At 58.3% G+C, this 14169-nt stretch carries 12 protein-coding genes; 9 read left to right on the top strand and 3 right to left on the bottom strand.

Annotated elements, in window-relative coordinates:
• The first annotated feature begins 14 nt into the window (after window positions 1–14).
• From glpE to ACVWXD_RS27855, 5 genes are all read left to right on the top strand, one after another.
• Window positions 15–344 carry a thiosulfate sulfurtransferase GlpE gene (gene glpE, locus ACVWXD_RS27875; RefSeq protein ID WP_032883859.1) on the top strand — a complete coding sequence of 110 codons (330 nt, stop codon included), beginning with the start codon at window positions 15–17 and terminating at the stop codon, window positions 342–344.
• Between the two features lie 284 nt (window positions 345–628).
• Window positions 629–2551: a PrkA family serine protein kinase gene (locus ACVWXD_RS27870; protein WP_003194732.1), complete on the top strand. Its 1923-nt coding sequence runs from the start codon at window positions 629–631 to the stop codon at window positions 2549–2551.
• A 113-nt stretch (window positions 2552–2664) separates the two neighbouring features.
• Window positions 2665–3936 carry a YeaH/YhbH family protein gene (locus ACVWXD_RS27865; protein WP_016977872.1) on the top strand — a complete coding sequence of 424 codons (1272 nt, stop codon included), beginning with the start codon at window positions 2665–2667 and terminating at the stop codon, window positions 3934–3936.
• Complete coding sequence (locus ACVWXD_RS27860) at window positions 3933–5498, top strand: SpoVR family protein (protein ID WP_032883861.1); 1566 nt, start codon at window positions 3933–3935, stop codon at window positions 5496–5498. The genes ACVWXD_RS27865 and ACVWXD_RS27860 overlap by 4 nt, the downstream gene beginning before the upstream one ends.
• Before the next feature lie 63 nt (window positions 5499–5561).
• Window positions 5562–6797, top strand: coding sequence for a multifunctional CCA addition/repair protein (locus tag ACVWXD_RS27855; RefSeq protein WP_099601627.1), 1236 nt, complete (start codon window positions 5562–5564; stop codon window positions 6795–6797).
• On the opposite strand, the gene folK is transcribed toward ACVWXD_RS27855, so the two are convergent.
• The gene (gene folK, locus ACVWXD_RS27850; protein WP_095185045.1) at window positions 6786–7310 is read right to left on the bottom strand and encodes a 2-amino-4-hydroxy-6-hydroxymethyldihydropteridine diphosphokinase; all 525 of its coding nucleotides are present in this window, start codon (window positions 7308–7310) and stop codon (window positions 6786–6788) included. The two genes, ACVWXD_RS27855 and folK, sit on opposite strands and share 12 nt — an antisense overlap.
• Complete coding sequence (gene folB, locus ACVWXD_RS27845; protein WP_032883867.1) at window positions 7301–7654, bottom strand: dihydroneopterin aldolase; 354 nt, start codon at window positions 7652–7654, stop codon at window positions 7301–7303. Before folB ends, folK begins: the two co-directional genes overlap by 10 nt.
• Window positions 7655–7726: 72 nt before the next feature.
• Between folB and plsY the strand changes: the two genes are divergently transcribed.
• The gene (plsY, locus tag ACVWXD_RS27840) at window positions 7727–8296 is read left to right on the top strand and encodes a glycerol-3-phosphate 1-O-acyltransferase PlsY (protein ID WP_032883869.1); all 570 of its coding nucleotides are present in this window, start codon (window positions 7727–7729) and stop codon (window positions 8294–8296) included.
• Window positions 8297–8339: 43 nt separating this feature from the next.
• Here the strand turns inward: plsY and tsaD are convergent, their stop codons facing one another.
• Window positions 8340–9365, bottom strand: a complete 1026-nt coding sequence (gene tsaD, locus ACVWXD_RS27835) for a tRNA (adenosine(37)-N6)-threonylcarbamoyltransferase complex transferase subunit TsaD (RefSeq protein WP_032883871.1) — start codon at window positions 9363–9365, stop codon at window positions 8340–8342.
• Between the two features lie 202 nt (window positions 9366–9567).
• Between tsaD and rpsU the strand changes: the two genes are divergently transcribed.
• The 3 genes from rpsU (at window position 9568) to rpoD (ending at window position 14112) form a co-directional block, all read left to right on the top strand.
• Window positions 9568–9783, top strand: a complete 216-nt coding sequence (rpsU, locus tag ACVWXD_RS27830) for a 30S ribosomal protein S21 (protein WP_002551877.1) — start codon at window positions 9568–9570, stop codon at window positions 9781–9783.
• A 443-nt stretch (window positions 9784–10226) separates the two neighbouring features.
• Window positions 10227–12194 (top strand): DNA primase, encoded by a 1968-nt coding sequence (gene dnaG, locus ACVWXD_RS27825; RefSeq protein ID WP_032883872.1) that lies wholly within the window; start codon window positions 10227–10229, stop codon window positions 12192–12194.
• A gap of 67 nt (window positions 12195–12261) precedes the next feature.
• Window positions 12262–14112 (top strand): RNA polymerase sigma factor RpoD, encoded by a 1851-nt coding sequence (rpoD, locus tag ACVWXD_RS27820; protein ID WP_095185047.1) that lies wholly within the window; start codon window positions 12262–12264, stop codon window positions 14110–14112.
• Window positions 14113–14169 lie beyond the last annotated feature (57 nt).

Genomic DNA, 14169 nt, shown 5'->3' with positions numbered 1-14169 from the left:
ACAAGGAGCCCGCCATGAGCGAATTCAAACGTATCCCTCCCGAACAAGCCCAAGCCCTGCGCGAGCAAGGCGCGGTGGTGGTTGATATCCGCGACCAGCCTACTTACTCGGCAGCCCATATCACCGGCGCCCAGCATCTGGATAACGTTAACATCGCCGACTTCATCCGCGCCGCCGACCTCGACGCGCCACTGATCGTGGCCTGCTACCACGGCAACTCCAGCCAAAGCGCCGCCGCCTACCTGATCAGCCAAGGCTTCTCCGACGTCTACAGCCTGGACGGTGGTTTTGAGCTGTGGCGTACGACTTATCCTGCAGAAATTTCTTCGGGCGATTCGCAATAAATATTTTCAAACCCCGCTACCCCGCGTGACGCTTGGGCTCGCGCCGTTTCTGACGAACGGCGCAGGCAAACTAATTGCGTATCACGCCTTGACCTCCCAGATTCCGAACTATCCTTAAGCGCAGGCCATCCGAATCAGGGGAGAGCCGGTACACCGGCGTGCGGGTCATCGGTAGCGTTTAGGGTGTTCTGGGGGGAAAACGGCCATTGGCGATCGTCAATGACTGCCAGCATCGACTGATAGATCCGGCGTCGGCTCCACGTATCGAGCGAGGTGACGACGTCATGAGTATCTTTAGCCACTTCCAACAACGCTTCGCGTCCACACAGCAGGAAGAACTCACGCTGCAAGAGTATCTTGAGCTGTGCAAGCAGGACCGCAGCACCTACGCATCTGCCGCCGAGCGCCTGCTATTGGCGATTGGTGAGCCGGAGCTGGTGGAAACCGCCAATAATTCGCGCCTGTCGCGAATATTCTCCAACAAGGTGATCCGCCGCTACCCGGCCTTTGAAGACTTCCACGGAATGGAAGAATGCATTGATCAGATCGTCTCCTACTTCCGCCATGCCGCCCAAGGCCTGGAAGAGAAGAAACAGATCCTCTACCTGCTCGGCCCTGTCGGCGGCGGTAAATCGTCCCTGGCCGAAAAGCTCAAACAGCTGATCGAGAAAGTGCCCTTCTACGCGATCAAGGGCTCGCCGGTCTTCGAGTCGCCACTGGGCCTGTTCAACGCCACGGAAGATGGCGCGATCCTCGAAGAAGACTTCGGCATCCCACGCCGCTACCTCAACACCATCATGTCGCCCTGGGCCACCAAGCGCCTGGCCGAGTTTGGCGGTGACATCAGCCAGTTCCGCGTGGTGAAACTCTACCCCTCGATCCTCAACCAGATCGGCGTTGCCAAGACCGAGCCGGGCGATGAGAACAACCAGGATATTTCGGCGCTGGTGGGCAAGGTCGATATCCGCAAACTCGAAGAATTCCCGCAAAACGACGCCGACGCCTACAGCTACTCGGGCGCACTGTGCCGGGCCAACCAAGGCCTGATGGAATTCGTGGAAATGTTCAAGGCTCCGATCAAGGTGCTGCACCCACTGCTTACCGCGACCCAGGAAGGTAACTACAACAGCACCGAAGGCTTGGGCGCGATTCCGTTCACCGGGATCCTGCTGGCCCACTCCAACGAATCGGAATGGCACACCTTCCGTAACAACAAGAACAACGAAGCCTTCATCGACCGGATCTACATCGTCAAGGTGCCTTATTGCCTGCGAGTCAGCGATGAGATCAAGATCTACGACAAGCTACTGTTCAACAGCTCCCTGGCGAAGGCCCATTGCGCACCCGACACCCTGAAGATGCTCGCCCAGTTCACCGTGCTGTCGCGCCTCAAGGAGCCGGAGAACTCGAACATCTACTCTAAGATGCGCGTGTACGACGGTGAAAACCTCAAGGACACCGATCCTAAAGCCAAGTCAATCCAGGAATACCGCGACACGGCAGGCGTGGATGAAGGCATGAACGGCCTATCGACGCGCTTTGCGTTCAAGATCCTGTCCAAAGTCTTCAACTTCGACCCGCACGAGATCGCCGCCAACCCGGTGCACCTGCTCTATGTGCTGGAGCAGCAGATCGAACAGGAACAGTTCCAGGCGGAAACCCGTGAACGCTACCTGCGCTTCCTCAAGGAGTACCTCGCGCCACGCTACATCGAGTTTATTGGCAAGGAAATCCAGACCGCTTACCTGGAGTCCTACAGCGAGTACGGCCAGAACATTTTCGACCGCTATGTGCTGTATGCGGACTTCTGGATCCAGGACCAGGAATACCGCGACCCGGAAACCGGCGAGATCCTCAACCGCGTAGCCCTCAACGAGGAATTGGAAAAGATCGAGAAACCCGCTGGCATCAGCAATCCGAAGGATTTCCGCAACGAGATCGTCAACTTCGTACTGCGTGCCCGTGCCAACAACAACGGCAAGAACCCTACCTGGCTCAGCTACGAGAAGCTGCGGGTGGTCATCGAGAAGAAAATGTTCTCCAACACCGAGGATCTGCTACCGGTCATCAGCTTCAATGCCAAGGCCAGCAAGGAGGACCAGCAAAAACACAACGACTTCGTCACACGAATGGTCGAGCGTGGCTACACCGACAAACAGGTACGACTGCTCTCCGAGTGGTATCTGCGGGTTCGCAAATCGCAGTAAGGCAGCGATAGGCGTGCACTGCCAGGTCATGGGCCTGGCAGTTGACCGCTTGTCTCTAAGCTTCCAGCTCGCCGCTTGAAGCTTGTAACGTGAAGCTGCCCGGAGGGCTCCTCATGAGCTATGTGATCGACCGACGCCTCAATGGCAAGAACAAGAGCACGGTAAACCGCCAGCGTTTCCTGCGGCGTTACCGTGACCACATCAAAAAGGCCGTCGAAGAGGCCGTCAGCCGCCGCTCCATTACCGACATGGAGCATGGTGAGCAAATCAGCATTCCCGGACGGGACATCGACGAACCGGTCCTGCACCATGGCCGCGGCGGCAAACAGACCGTCGTGCACCCTGGTAACAAGGAGTTCACCACCGGCGAACATATCCAGCGACCTCAAGGCGGTGGTGGCGGCAAAGGTCCAGGCAAAGCCGGCAATTCTGGCGAAGGCATGGACGAGTTTGTGTTCCAGATTACCCAGGAGGAATTCCTCGAATTCATGTTCGAGGACTTGGAATTGCCCAACCTCGTCAAACGAAACCTGACCGGTACCGACACCTTCAAGACCGTGCGGGCAGGTATCAGTAACGAGGGCAACCCGTCACGGATCAATATCATCCGTACCCTGCGCTCGGCCCATGCACGGCGTATCGCCCTGTCGGGCAGCAGCCGCGCCAAATTGAAAGAGGCCAAGGAAGAGTTGGCGCGCTTGAAGCGCGAAGAACCGGATAACTTCGGCGATATCCAGGAAATCGAGGCGGAAATCGAGAAACTCAGTGCGCGCATCCATCGTGTGCCGTTCCTCGACACCTTCGACTTGAAATACAACCTGCTCGTCAAACAACCGAACCCCAGTTCCAAGGCGGTGATGTTTTGCCTGATGGACGTTTCCGGCTCCATGACCCAGGCCACCAAGGACATCGCCAAACGGTTCTTCATCCTGCTCTACCTGTTCCTGAAGCGAAACTACGACAAGATCGACGTAGTGTTCATCCGCCATCACACCAGCGCCCGGGAAGTCGACGAAGAAGAGTTCTTCTACTCGCGGGAAACCGGCGGCACCATCGTGTCCAGCGCCCTGAAGCTGATGCAGGAGATCATGGCCGAGCGCTACCCGGCCAACGAATGGAATATCTACGCCGCTCAAGCCTCTGACGGCGACAACTGGAATGATGATTCGCCCATCTGCCGCGACATTCTGATCAACCAGATCATGCCGTTCGTGCAGTACTACACTTACGTTGAAATTACCCCCCGTGAGCACCAGGCCCTGTGGTTCGAATATGAGCGCATCGGCGAAGCTTTTGCCGACACGTTCGCCCAGCAGCAACTGGTCTCGGCCGGCGATATCTATCCGGTCTTCCGTGAACTCTTCCAGCGCAGGTTAGTGACATGACCGCCAAAAAAGAGACTAAGCGCCAACCCATTTCCACCGGCTCCGAGTGGACCTTTGAGCTGATCCAGGCCTATGACAAGGAAATCAGTCGGATCGCGGCGGGTTATGCCCTGGACACATACCCCAACCAGATCGAAGTGATCACCGCTGAGCAGATGATGGATGCCTACGCGTCTGTCGGTATGCCGCTGGGTTATCACCATTGGTCCTACGGTAAACACTTCCTCAGCACCGAGAAGTCCTACACCCGTGGCCAGATGGGGCTGGCCTACGAGATTGTGATTAACTCCGACCCATGCATCGCCTACTTGATGGAAGAAAACACCATCTGCATGCAGGCATTGGTGGTGGCCCACGCTTGCTATGGGCATAACAGCTTTTTCAAAGGCAACTACCTGTTCCGCACCTGGACCGATGCGAGTTCGATCATCGATTACCTGGTGTTCGCCAAGCAGTACATCATGCAGTGTGAGGAGCGCCACGGGATCGACGCAGTGGAGGACTTGCTCGACTCTTGTCATGCCCTGATGAACTACGGGGTCGACCGCTACAAGCGCCCGTACCCGATTTCCGCGGAGGAAGAACGCCTGCGTCAGAAGGAGCGCGAAGAGCACCTGCAGAAGCAAATCAACGACCTGTGGCGCACTATTCCTAAACGCGCCGACAAAAACAGCGACAAGGACAATGCACGCTTCCCCGCCGAACCTCAGGAAAACATCCTATATTTCCTGGAAAAACACGCCCCACTGCTGGAACCATGGCAACGGGAAATCGTGCGCATCGTGCGCAAAATCGCCCAGTACTTTTATCCACAGCGCCAAACCCAAGTGATGAACGAAGGCTGGGCGACGTTCTGGCACTACACGCTCATGAACGACCTGTACGACGAGGGGTTGGTCACCGACGGCTTCATGATGGAGTTCCTCACCTCCCACACCAGTGTGGTATTTCAGCCTGGCTTCGACAGCCCGTATTACAGCGGCATCAACCCTTACGCTCTGGGTTTTGCCATGTACCGCGACATCCGGCGCATGTGCGAACACCCGACCGAAGAGGACCGCCGCTGGTTTCCGGAAATCGCCGGCAGCGACTGGCTGTCCACCATCAAGTTCGCCATGAGCAGCTTCAAGGACGAGAGTTTTATCCTGCAGTACCTGTCACCCCAGGTGATCCGCGACCTCAAGCTGTTCAGCATCCTCGATGACGATCTCAAGGACGATTTGGTGGTCCCGGCCATCCACGATGAGCCCGGCTACCGCATCATCCGTGAAACCTTGGCCGCGCAGTACAACCTGGGCAACCGGGAGCCCAACGTACAGATCTACAGCATTGATGTCCGCGGCGACCGCTCGCTGACCTTGCGTCACCAGCAACATGACCGCAAACCCCTGGGCGAATCCACCGAGGAAGTACTCAAGCACTTACACCGGTTGTGGGGCTTCGACATCCATCTGGAAACACTGCAAGGCGATCAGGTGATGAAAACTCACCATGTTCCACCGCGCAGTGATCACAACGATAACGACTATGGTCGCCTGGACATGGCCGTCGTTCACCTCTGAAACAGCAAAGCCTCCATTGGTCAGGCACAGGCGGTATCCTGTGCCGCTAATGGAGGCTTTTTCATGAAAATCTACAAAGTCGGCGGCGCCGTGCGTGACCGCCTGCTGGGCATCAAGGTCACTGATATCGACCGCGTCGTTGTCGGCGCGACCACCGAGGAGATGCTGGCGAAGGGCTTCAAGCCGGTAGGCGCTGACTTCCCGGTGTTCCTGGACCCGAAGAACGGCGACGAATATGCTTTGGCCCGCACTGAACGCAAGAGCGGCCGGGGCTATGGCGGTTTTGTCTTTCACGCCAGCCCCGAGGTCACGCTGGAAGAAGACCTGATCCGTCGCGACCTGACCATCAACGCAATGGCTGAAGACGATGACGGCAACCTGACCGACCCCTACAACGGCCAGCGTGACCTCGAAGCCCGCGTTCTGCGCCATGTTTCCCCCGCTTTCGCCGAAGATCCCCTGCGAGTTCTGCGCGTCGCACGTTTTGCCGCTCGCTATGCACATCTTGGTTTTACAGTGGCACCGCAGACTCTGGAACTGATGCGTCAACTCAGCGAGTCAGGCGAATTGGAAGCCCTGACGCCGGAGCGCAGCTGGAAGGAAATCTCCCGAGCGCTGATGGAAGATCAGCCTCAGGTGTTTATTCAGGTCCTGCGCGACTGCGACGCACTGAAAACCTTGATGCCGGAAGTGAATGCACTCTTCGGCGTCCCCCAACCCGAGGCCCACCACCCCGAGATAGACACTGGCGTGCATACCTTGAGCGTGCTGGAGCAGGCCGCCTTGCACAAACAGCCACTGACCGTGCGCTGGGCCTGCCTGCTGCATGACCTGGGCAAAGGTCTAACGCCTGTGGATAAGTTGCCACAGCATATCGCCCATGAGCATCGGGGCTTGAAGTTGATCAAGGCAGTCAATGAACGTTTCAAAGTGCCAAGGGATTGCCAGGAGTTGGCGCTGCTGGTGGGTCAATATCACACCCACGGCCATCGAGCGCTGGAGCTGAAAGCCTCGACGCTGCTGGAGTTACTGCAAAGTTTTGACGTATATCGCCGACCGCAGCGCTTTGAGGAGTTTGTGGTCGCCTGTGAAATGGATGCCCGGGGCCGCAAGGGCTTCGAGCAACGCAGTTATCCACAGGCAGATTATTTGCGCGGTGCGGCGCAGACAGCACGCGAGGTGGCGGTGGCGCCATTGGTGGAGAAGGGTTTCAAAGGCCCTGAGCTGGGCGAAGCCTTGAAGCGCGAACGGCTCAAGGCGTTGCAGGCCTACAAGGAACAACGCGCCCTATCGAATTAGAAGCGCATTCGGCGTCAGGTGCTGGCCCTGCCACTCAAAGGCGACAGGCGCCAGCAACTGATCGATCTGCGCATCCCGCCACAGATCAGCCATCGTTTTACCCACCTCAGGATGCACGCGGTCCGGCGCCATCAACGACAGTGGCCACAAAACAAAGGCGTTTTTCAGGATTTCCGCACGGGGCAGAATCAAACCGTCGAAATCCCCCACCAACTCGCCGTACAGCAGCACATCGATGTCCAATGGCAGGCCTTTGCGGTCCGGCGCGTAGCGGCCGTTTTCAGCTTCGATGGTCTTAAGACGGCGGTCCAATTCTGTCAACGACAGGTCGGTATAGGCCGACACCACCAGATTGAAGAACGGCCCGCTTTTGATGCCCACCGGCTGGCTTTCAAACACCGCCGAGCAGCGCATATCCGTCAGAAAGCTCGCTAACGCGTCGAGCCCGGCGCACAGATGGAGCTCGCGCTCGATATTGCTACCGAGGCCAAGGTAAACCTGAGTTAGCGACATCCGCGCTCAATCTCCACGCCCACACCTTTGGCGGCCGGTACTGCGCCGGGCTTGGTCAGCTTGAGGTGCAGCCAGGGAATCTGGAACTCACTCATCAACACTTGGGCCAAGCGCTCAGCAAAGGTTTCCACCAGTTGGTACTGGGACTGTTCGGCAAACGCCTGGATACGCGCCGAAACGCTGGCGTAATCCAGCGCCAAGGTCAGGTCGTCACCTGCGGCGGCCGGGCGGTTATCCCACGCAAAGCTCAGGTCCAGACGCAGGCATTGGCGGATCCCGCGCTCCCAGTCGTAGGCCCCGATCACGGTGTCGACTTCCAGGCCTTCGATAAACACTCTGTCCAAGCTCTTCTCCGCAGCACGACAAGGGCGCGATGCCCCGTTAGAATCAGGGCGTCCTCGCCCGGAATAGTTAGCATGTTTTGGTCACTGGCGATTCTCGCCTACCTGCTCGGCTCGCTGTCCTTCGCCATTTTGCTCAGCCGCCTGACGGGAAACCCCGACCCGCGAATGAGTGGTTCCGGCAATGCTGGCGCCACCAACATGTTGCGCCTGGCCGGCAAGAAGCTCGCCGTGCTGACGCTGCTGGGCGATCTGTGCAAGGGCTTGCTGCCCGTGCTGATCGCCAGCACCGCCGGCCTTACCCTGCAACAGCAGGCCTGGGTGGGCGTGTGCGCCGTCCTGGGCCATCTGTTTCCACTGTACTTCCGATTTCGCGGCGGCAAAGGTGTCGCCACGGCGGCCGGTATGCTGCTGGGGATCTACCCACCGGCGGCACTACTGGCCGTGCTTGCCTGGCTGCTGACGTTCTACCTGACCCGAACCAGCTCACTGGCGGCACTGATCGCCACGCCGCTCACCCTGCCATTGCTGGCCTGGCAGGAACCGGCGGCGCTGCTGCCGATGAGCGTGCTGACATTGCTGATCGTCTGGCGCCATCGGGGCAATTTACGCGACCTGTTTGCCGGGCGCGAACGGCATTTTTAAATCCCCCAGATGAACCTGGCTCACGTCGCGCCCAAATAACGGCCTACAACGGCGGCAGCTGCTCCATCGGCCAACGTGCCTGCACGCTGATCGCCAGGCTTTCGTGCTGCCCCGCCAGCAGACGCTGGCAACCGGCATAGGCGATCATGGCGCCATTGTCGGTGCAGAACTCAGGGCGCGCGTAGAACACATCCCCCTTCATATCACCGAGCATTTTTTCCAATGAACTGCGCAGCGCCTTGTTGGCGCTGACGCCGCCAGCGATCACCAGACGCTTCATGCCAGCCTGTTTCAGAGCACGCTTGCACTTGATGGTCAAAGTCTCCACCACGGCCTGCTGGAACGCCAGAGCGATGTCGCAACGGGCTTGCTCGCTGTCGTCCCCGGCGCTGACGCTGTGCTGCCAGGTATTCAGCGCAGAGGTTTTCAAACCGCTGAAGCTGAACATCAAACCGGGGCGATCGCACATCGGACGCGGGAAGGTGTAGCGACCAGCAACGCCCTTTTCGGCGAGACGGGCGATTTCCGGTCCGCCGGGGTAATTGAGGCCCATCATCTTCGCAGTCTTGTCGAAAGCTTCGCCGGCGGCGTCGTCCAGCGACTCGCCCAAAAGCGTGTATTGACCGATTCCGTCGACCTGAACCAGCTGCGTATGCCCCCCCGAAACCAACAAAGCGACGAACGGGAACTGCGGCGGGTTTTCTTCCAGCATCGGCGCCAGTAAATGGCCTTCCATATGGTGCACACCCAGGGCTGGAATACCCCAGGCGAAAGCCAGCGCCTGTGCGCAAGAGGCCCCAACCAGAAGGGCTCCGACCAATCCAGGGCCCGCCGTGTAGGCAATCGCGTCGATCTCGGTCGGCACACAACCGGCCTCGTCCAGCACCTGGCGAATCAAGGGCAGCATGCGCTTGACGTGATCACGGCTGGCCAGCTCCGGCACCACGCCGCCATAAGCGCGGTGCAGGTCGATCTGACTGAACAGTGCATCGGCCAAAAGCCCGCGTTCACTGTCGTAAAGTGCGACACCGGTTTCGTCGCAGGAGGTTTCAAGTCCCAGTACTAGCATGGGTTTGCGCCTTGTAGAGGCTAAATTCGAAGGCGCGCATAATAGTCGCCACTCCCCCTCCCGACTAGCGGTTTTCGATCAGAGGCTTTGCATTCCGGTCAATGAGGGGTTAACATCCGCAACCCTTAAAAACCGACGACCTCAGCCGCGAATTTTTTGCGACGAGAACGTTGATCCCGGTAATGAAAGAAGGTAGCTCTGGATGCCAGCCGTCAAAGTTAAAGAGAACGAACCCTTCGACGTAGCTCTGCGTCGTTTCAAGCGCTCCTGCGAAAAAGCCGGTGTACTGGCCGAAGTTCGTAGCCGCGAATTTTACGAGAAGCCAACTTCTGAGCGTAAGCGTAAAGCAGCAGCCGCTGTTAAGCGTCACGCCAAGAAAGTTCAGCGCGAGCAGCGCCGCGCCGTTCGTCTGTACTAATACACAGACGTTCGTAGCAAGCTTCTGCCAAGCCCGGCCCTTCAGCCGGGCTATTGGCATTTGCAGATATCGCTTGATGCTTCATCGTCGAAGCCGCACATGCGACTGAGACAACTGCTTCACACGTCAGGACTGGCTCTTTTGCCAGCGGTGCACGTCTCTTCTGACGAGCCTAACAAGGCTACTGACGAGCACACTTATTCTGTAAACAGGCGATCAACGGTCGGCTGTGCCCATCGATGAGCTTCCGAGGCCGCCAGCGGCCAAGACCGGAGCCAGGGGCAACATTTCTTCGCCGAAGACTGATAGAAATTAACGTCAGTGAATGTTCGGCAGATACACTTCCATACAGCCCAAGCAGACGATTGATGGTCGAGCCACTCGACCCAAGCGCTTGAGCACTTCACGGGCCCTCATTTACACGCAGTGATGACGAGAACGCCATGGCCGGGCTAATTCCCCAGAGCTTTATTGACGACCTTCTGAACCGCACCGACATCGTCGATGTTGTCAGCTCGCGCGTGCAATTGAAGAAAGCCGGCAAGAATTACACCGCCTGCTGCCCGTTCCACAAAGAAAAAACCCCGTCGTTCAGCGTCAGCCCAGACAAGCAGTTCTATTACTGCTTTGGCTGCGGCGCAGGCGGTAACGCCCTCGGCTTCTTGATGGACCACGACAACCTGGACTTCCCCCAGGCAATCGAGGACCTGGCGAAAGCCGCCGGCATGGAAGTCCCCCGCGAAGAAAGTGGCCGCCCGCACAAACCACGGCAACCCACCGATTCGCCGCTATACCCGCTGCTCACTGCGGCCGCCGACTTTTACCGGCAGGCACTGAAGAGTCATCCTCAGCGCAAGGCAGCAGTCGATTACCTCAAGGGCCGCGGCCTTACCGGTGAAATCGCTCGCGACTTTGGTCTCGGCTTCGCGCCACCCGGCTGGGACAACCTGTACAAACATTTGAGCAGCGACACTCTGCAGCAAAAAGCGATGATCGACGCAGGCCTCCTGGTGGAAAACGCCGAGACCGGCAAGCGCTACGACCGCTTCCGCGACCGCGTGATGTTCCCTATCCGTGACAGCCGCGGCCGTATCATCGCCTTCGGTGGCCGCGTACTGGGCGACGACAAACCCAAGTACCTGAACTCCCCGGAAACCCCGGTATTCCACAAAGGCCAGGAACTCTACGGCCTGTTCGAAGCGCGCAAGAACAATCGCAACCTCGATGAAATCATCGTGGTTGAAGGCTATATGGACGTGATCGCCCTGGCCCAGCAAGGCTTGCGCAACGCCGTCGCCACCCTTGGCACCGCCACCAGCGAAGAACATCTGAAGCGCCTGTTTCGCGTCGTGCCCAGCGTGCTGTTCTGCTTCGACGGCGACCAGGCTGGCCGCAACGCCGCTTGGCGCGCACTCGAAGCCACGCTGTCGAGCCTGCAGGATGGGCGCCGCGCGCGCTTCCTGTTCTTGCCCGAGGGAGAGGACCCGGACACCCTGGTGCGCTCCGAAGGCACTGACGCATTCCGCGCACGCATCAACCAACATGCGCAGCCGCTGGCCGATTATTTTTTCCAGCAACTGACTGAGGAAGCCGATCCGCGCTCCCTTGAAGGCAAGGCCCATATGGCCACCCTCGCAGCGCCGCTGATCGACAAGGTGCCTGGCGCCAACCTGCGCACCCTGATGCGCCAACGCCTGCTGGAAATTACCGGGCTAAGCGGCGAAGCCGTCAGTCAGCTGGTGCACAGCGCACCGCAGGATGCTCCGCCCGCCTACGACCCGGGCATGGATTACGACGCCATGCCGGACTATGCCGACTTCCAGCCGCAGGAGGCCTACGCGCCCCAGCAGGAATGGACGCCGAAGAAGCCCGGTGCCGGCGGCAAGAAATGGGACAAGAAACCGTGGAGCAAGAACGGCAAGCGTGGCGATCGCGATGAGGCCTACGCCCCACGCACGCCAGTTGCCGTAGAAGCGCCCACGCTGATCGCCCTGCGCACGCTCATTCACCACCCGCAACTGGCGGGCAAGGTCGAAAGTGCCGACCATTTTGCCAATGCGAGCAATACCTACGCTCAGGTGCTGATCGCGCTGATCGAAGCCGTGCAGAAAAATCCTAAGCTAAACTCAATTCAGCTGATGGCACGCTGGCACGGCACAGAACAAGGGCGCTTGTTGAAAGCACTTGCGGAAAAGGAGTGGCTAATTGACGGCGATAACCTTGAACAACAGTTTTTAGACACCATTACTAGGTTATCTGCGGGTCAGCATACGCAAACCCTCGATGAACTCATCAAAAGAGCAAGGCAGCCAGGATTATCGGCTGAAGAGCAAATTCAGATAGCAAAACAGATGCGCGACCTCTTAAAACAGAATGTTTCCGCATCAAACCCGACCTCAGCTGGCGTGTGAGGTCATAGCTCGGGTATAATCCTCGGCTTGTTTTTTGCCCGCCAAGACCTTCAGTGGATAGGGTGTTATGTCCGGAAAAGCGCAACAGCAGTCTCGTATCAAAGAGTTGATCACCCTTGGTCGTGAGCAGAAGTATCTGACTTACGCAGAGGTCAACGACCACCTGCCTGAGGATATTTCAGATCCTGAGCAGGTGGAAGACATCATCCGCATGATTAATGACATGGGGATCCCCGTACACGAGAGTGCTCCGGATGCGGACGCCCTTATGTTGGCCGACGCCGATACCGACGAGGCAGCCGCTGAAGAAGCCGCTGCTGCGTTGGCCGCGGTGGAGACCGACATCGGTCGCACGACTGACCCTGTGCGCATGTATATGCGTGAAATGGGTACCGTCGAGTTGCTGACACGCGAAGGCGAGATCGAAATCGCCAAGCGTATCGAAGAGGGCATCCGTGAAGTGATGGGCGCAATCGCGCACTTCCCTGGCACGGTTGACCACATTCTCTCCGAGTACACTCGCGTCACCACCGAAGGTGGCCGCCTGTCCGACGTCCTGAGCGGTTATATCGACCCGGACGACGGTATTGCGCCGCCTGCTGCCGAAGTACCGCCGCCTGTCGATGCGAAAGCCGCGAAAGCGGACGACGACTCCGAAGACGACGAGGCTGAAGCCAGCACCGACGACGAAGAAGAAGTCGAAAGCGGTCCAGACCCGATCATCGCCGCCCAGCGTTTCGGTGCGGTTTCCGATCAAATGGAAGTCACCCGCAAGGCCCTGAAAAAGCACGGTCGCTCCAACAAGCTGGCAATTGCCGAGCTGCTGGCGCTGGCTGAGCTGTTCATGCCAATCAAGCTGGTTCCGAAGCAATTCGAAGGCCTGGTTGAACGCGTTCGCAGCGCCCTTGAGCGTCTGCGCGCACAAGAGCGTGCGATTATGCAGCTCTGTGTTCGTGATGCTCGCATGCCGCGTACTGACTTCCTGCGCCAGTTCCCGGGCAACGAAGTTGACGAAAGCTGGAGCGACGCTCTGGCCAAAGGCAAGGCGAAGTATGCTGAAGCCATTGGTCGCCTGCAGCCGGATATCATCCGCTGCCAGCAGAAGCTGACTGCACTTGAGACCGAAACCGGTCTGACGATTGCCGAGATCAAGGACATCAACCGTCGCATGTCGATCGGTGAGGCTAAAGCCCGCCGCGCGAAGAAAGAGATGGTAGAAGCGAACTTGCGTCTGGTGATCTCCATCGCCAAGAAGTACACCAACCGTGGCCTGCAATTCCTCGATCTGATCCAGGAAGGCAACATCGGCTTGATGAAGGCTGTGGACAAGTTCGAATACCGTCGCGGCTACAAGTTCTCGACTTATGCCACCTGGTGGATCCGTCAAGCGATCACTCGCTCGATCGCCGACCAGGCCCGCACCATTCGTATTCCGGTGCACATGATCGAGACGATCAACAAGCTCAACCGTATTTCCCGGCAGATGTTGCAGGAAATGGGTCGCGAACCGACCCCGGAAGAGCTGGGCGAACGCATGGAAATGCCTGAGGATAAAATCCGTAAGGTATTGAAGATCGCTAAAGAGCCGATCTCCATGGAAACCCCGATCGGTGATGACGAAGACTCCCACCTGGGTGACTTCATCGAAGACTCGACTATGCAGTCGCCAATCGATGTCGCCACAGTTGAGAGCTTGAAAGAAGCGACTCGCGACGTACTGTCCGGCCTCACTGCCCGTGAAGCCAAGGTACTGCGCATGCGTTTCGGCATCGACATGAATACCGACCACACCCTTGAGGAAGTCGGTAAGCAGTTTGACGTGACCCGTGAACGGATCCGTCAGATCGAAGCCAAGGCGCTGCGCAAATTGCGCCACCCGACGCGAAGCGAGCATCTGCGCTCCTTCCTCGACGAGTGATACCAGAACCCCCGGCCCATGCCGGGGGTTTTGTTTTGCATAGATAAAATCCCGTAC

It is taken from the genome of Pseudomonas sp. TE3911, from assembly GCF_054062775.1.
Note: the sequence above shows the minus strand (reverse complement) of the source record. Positions and strands in the feature narration are given on the sequence as shown.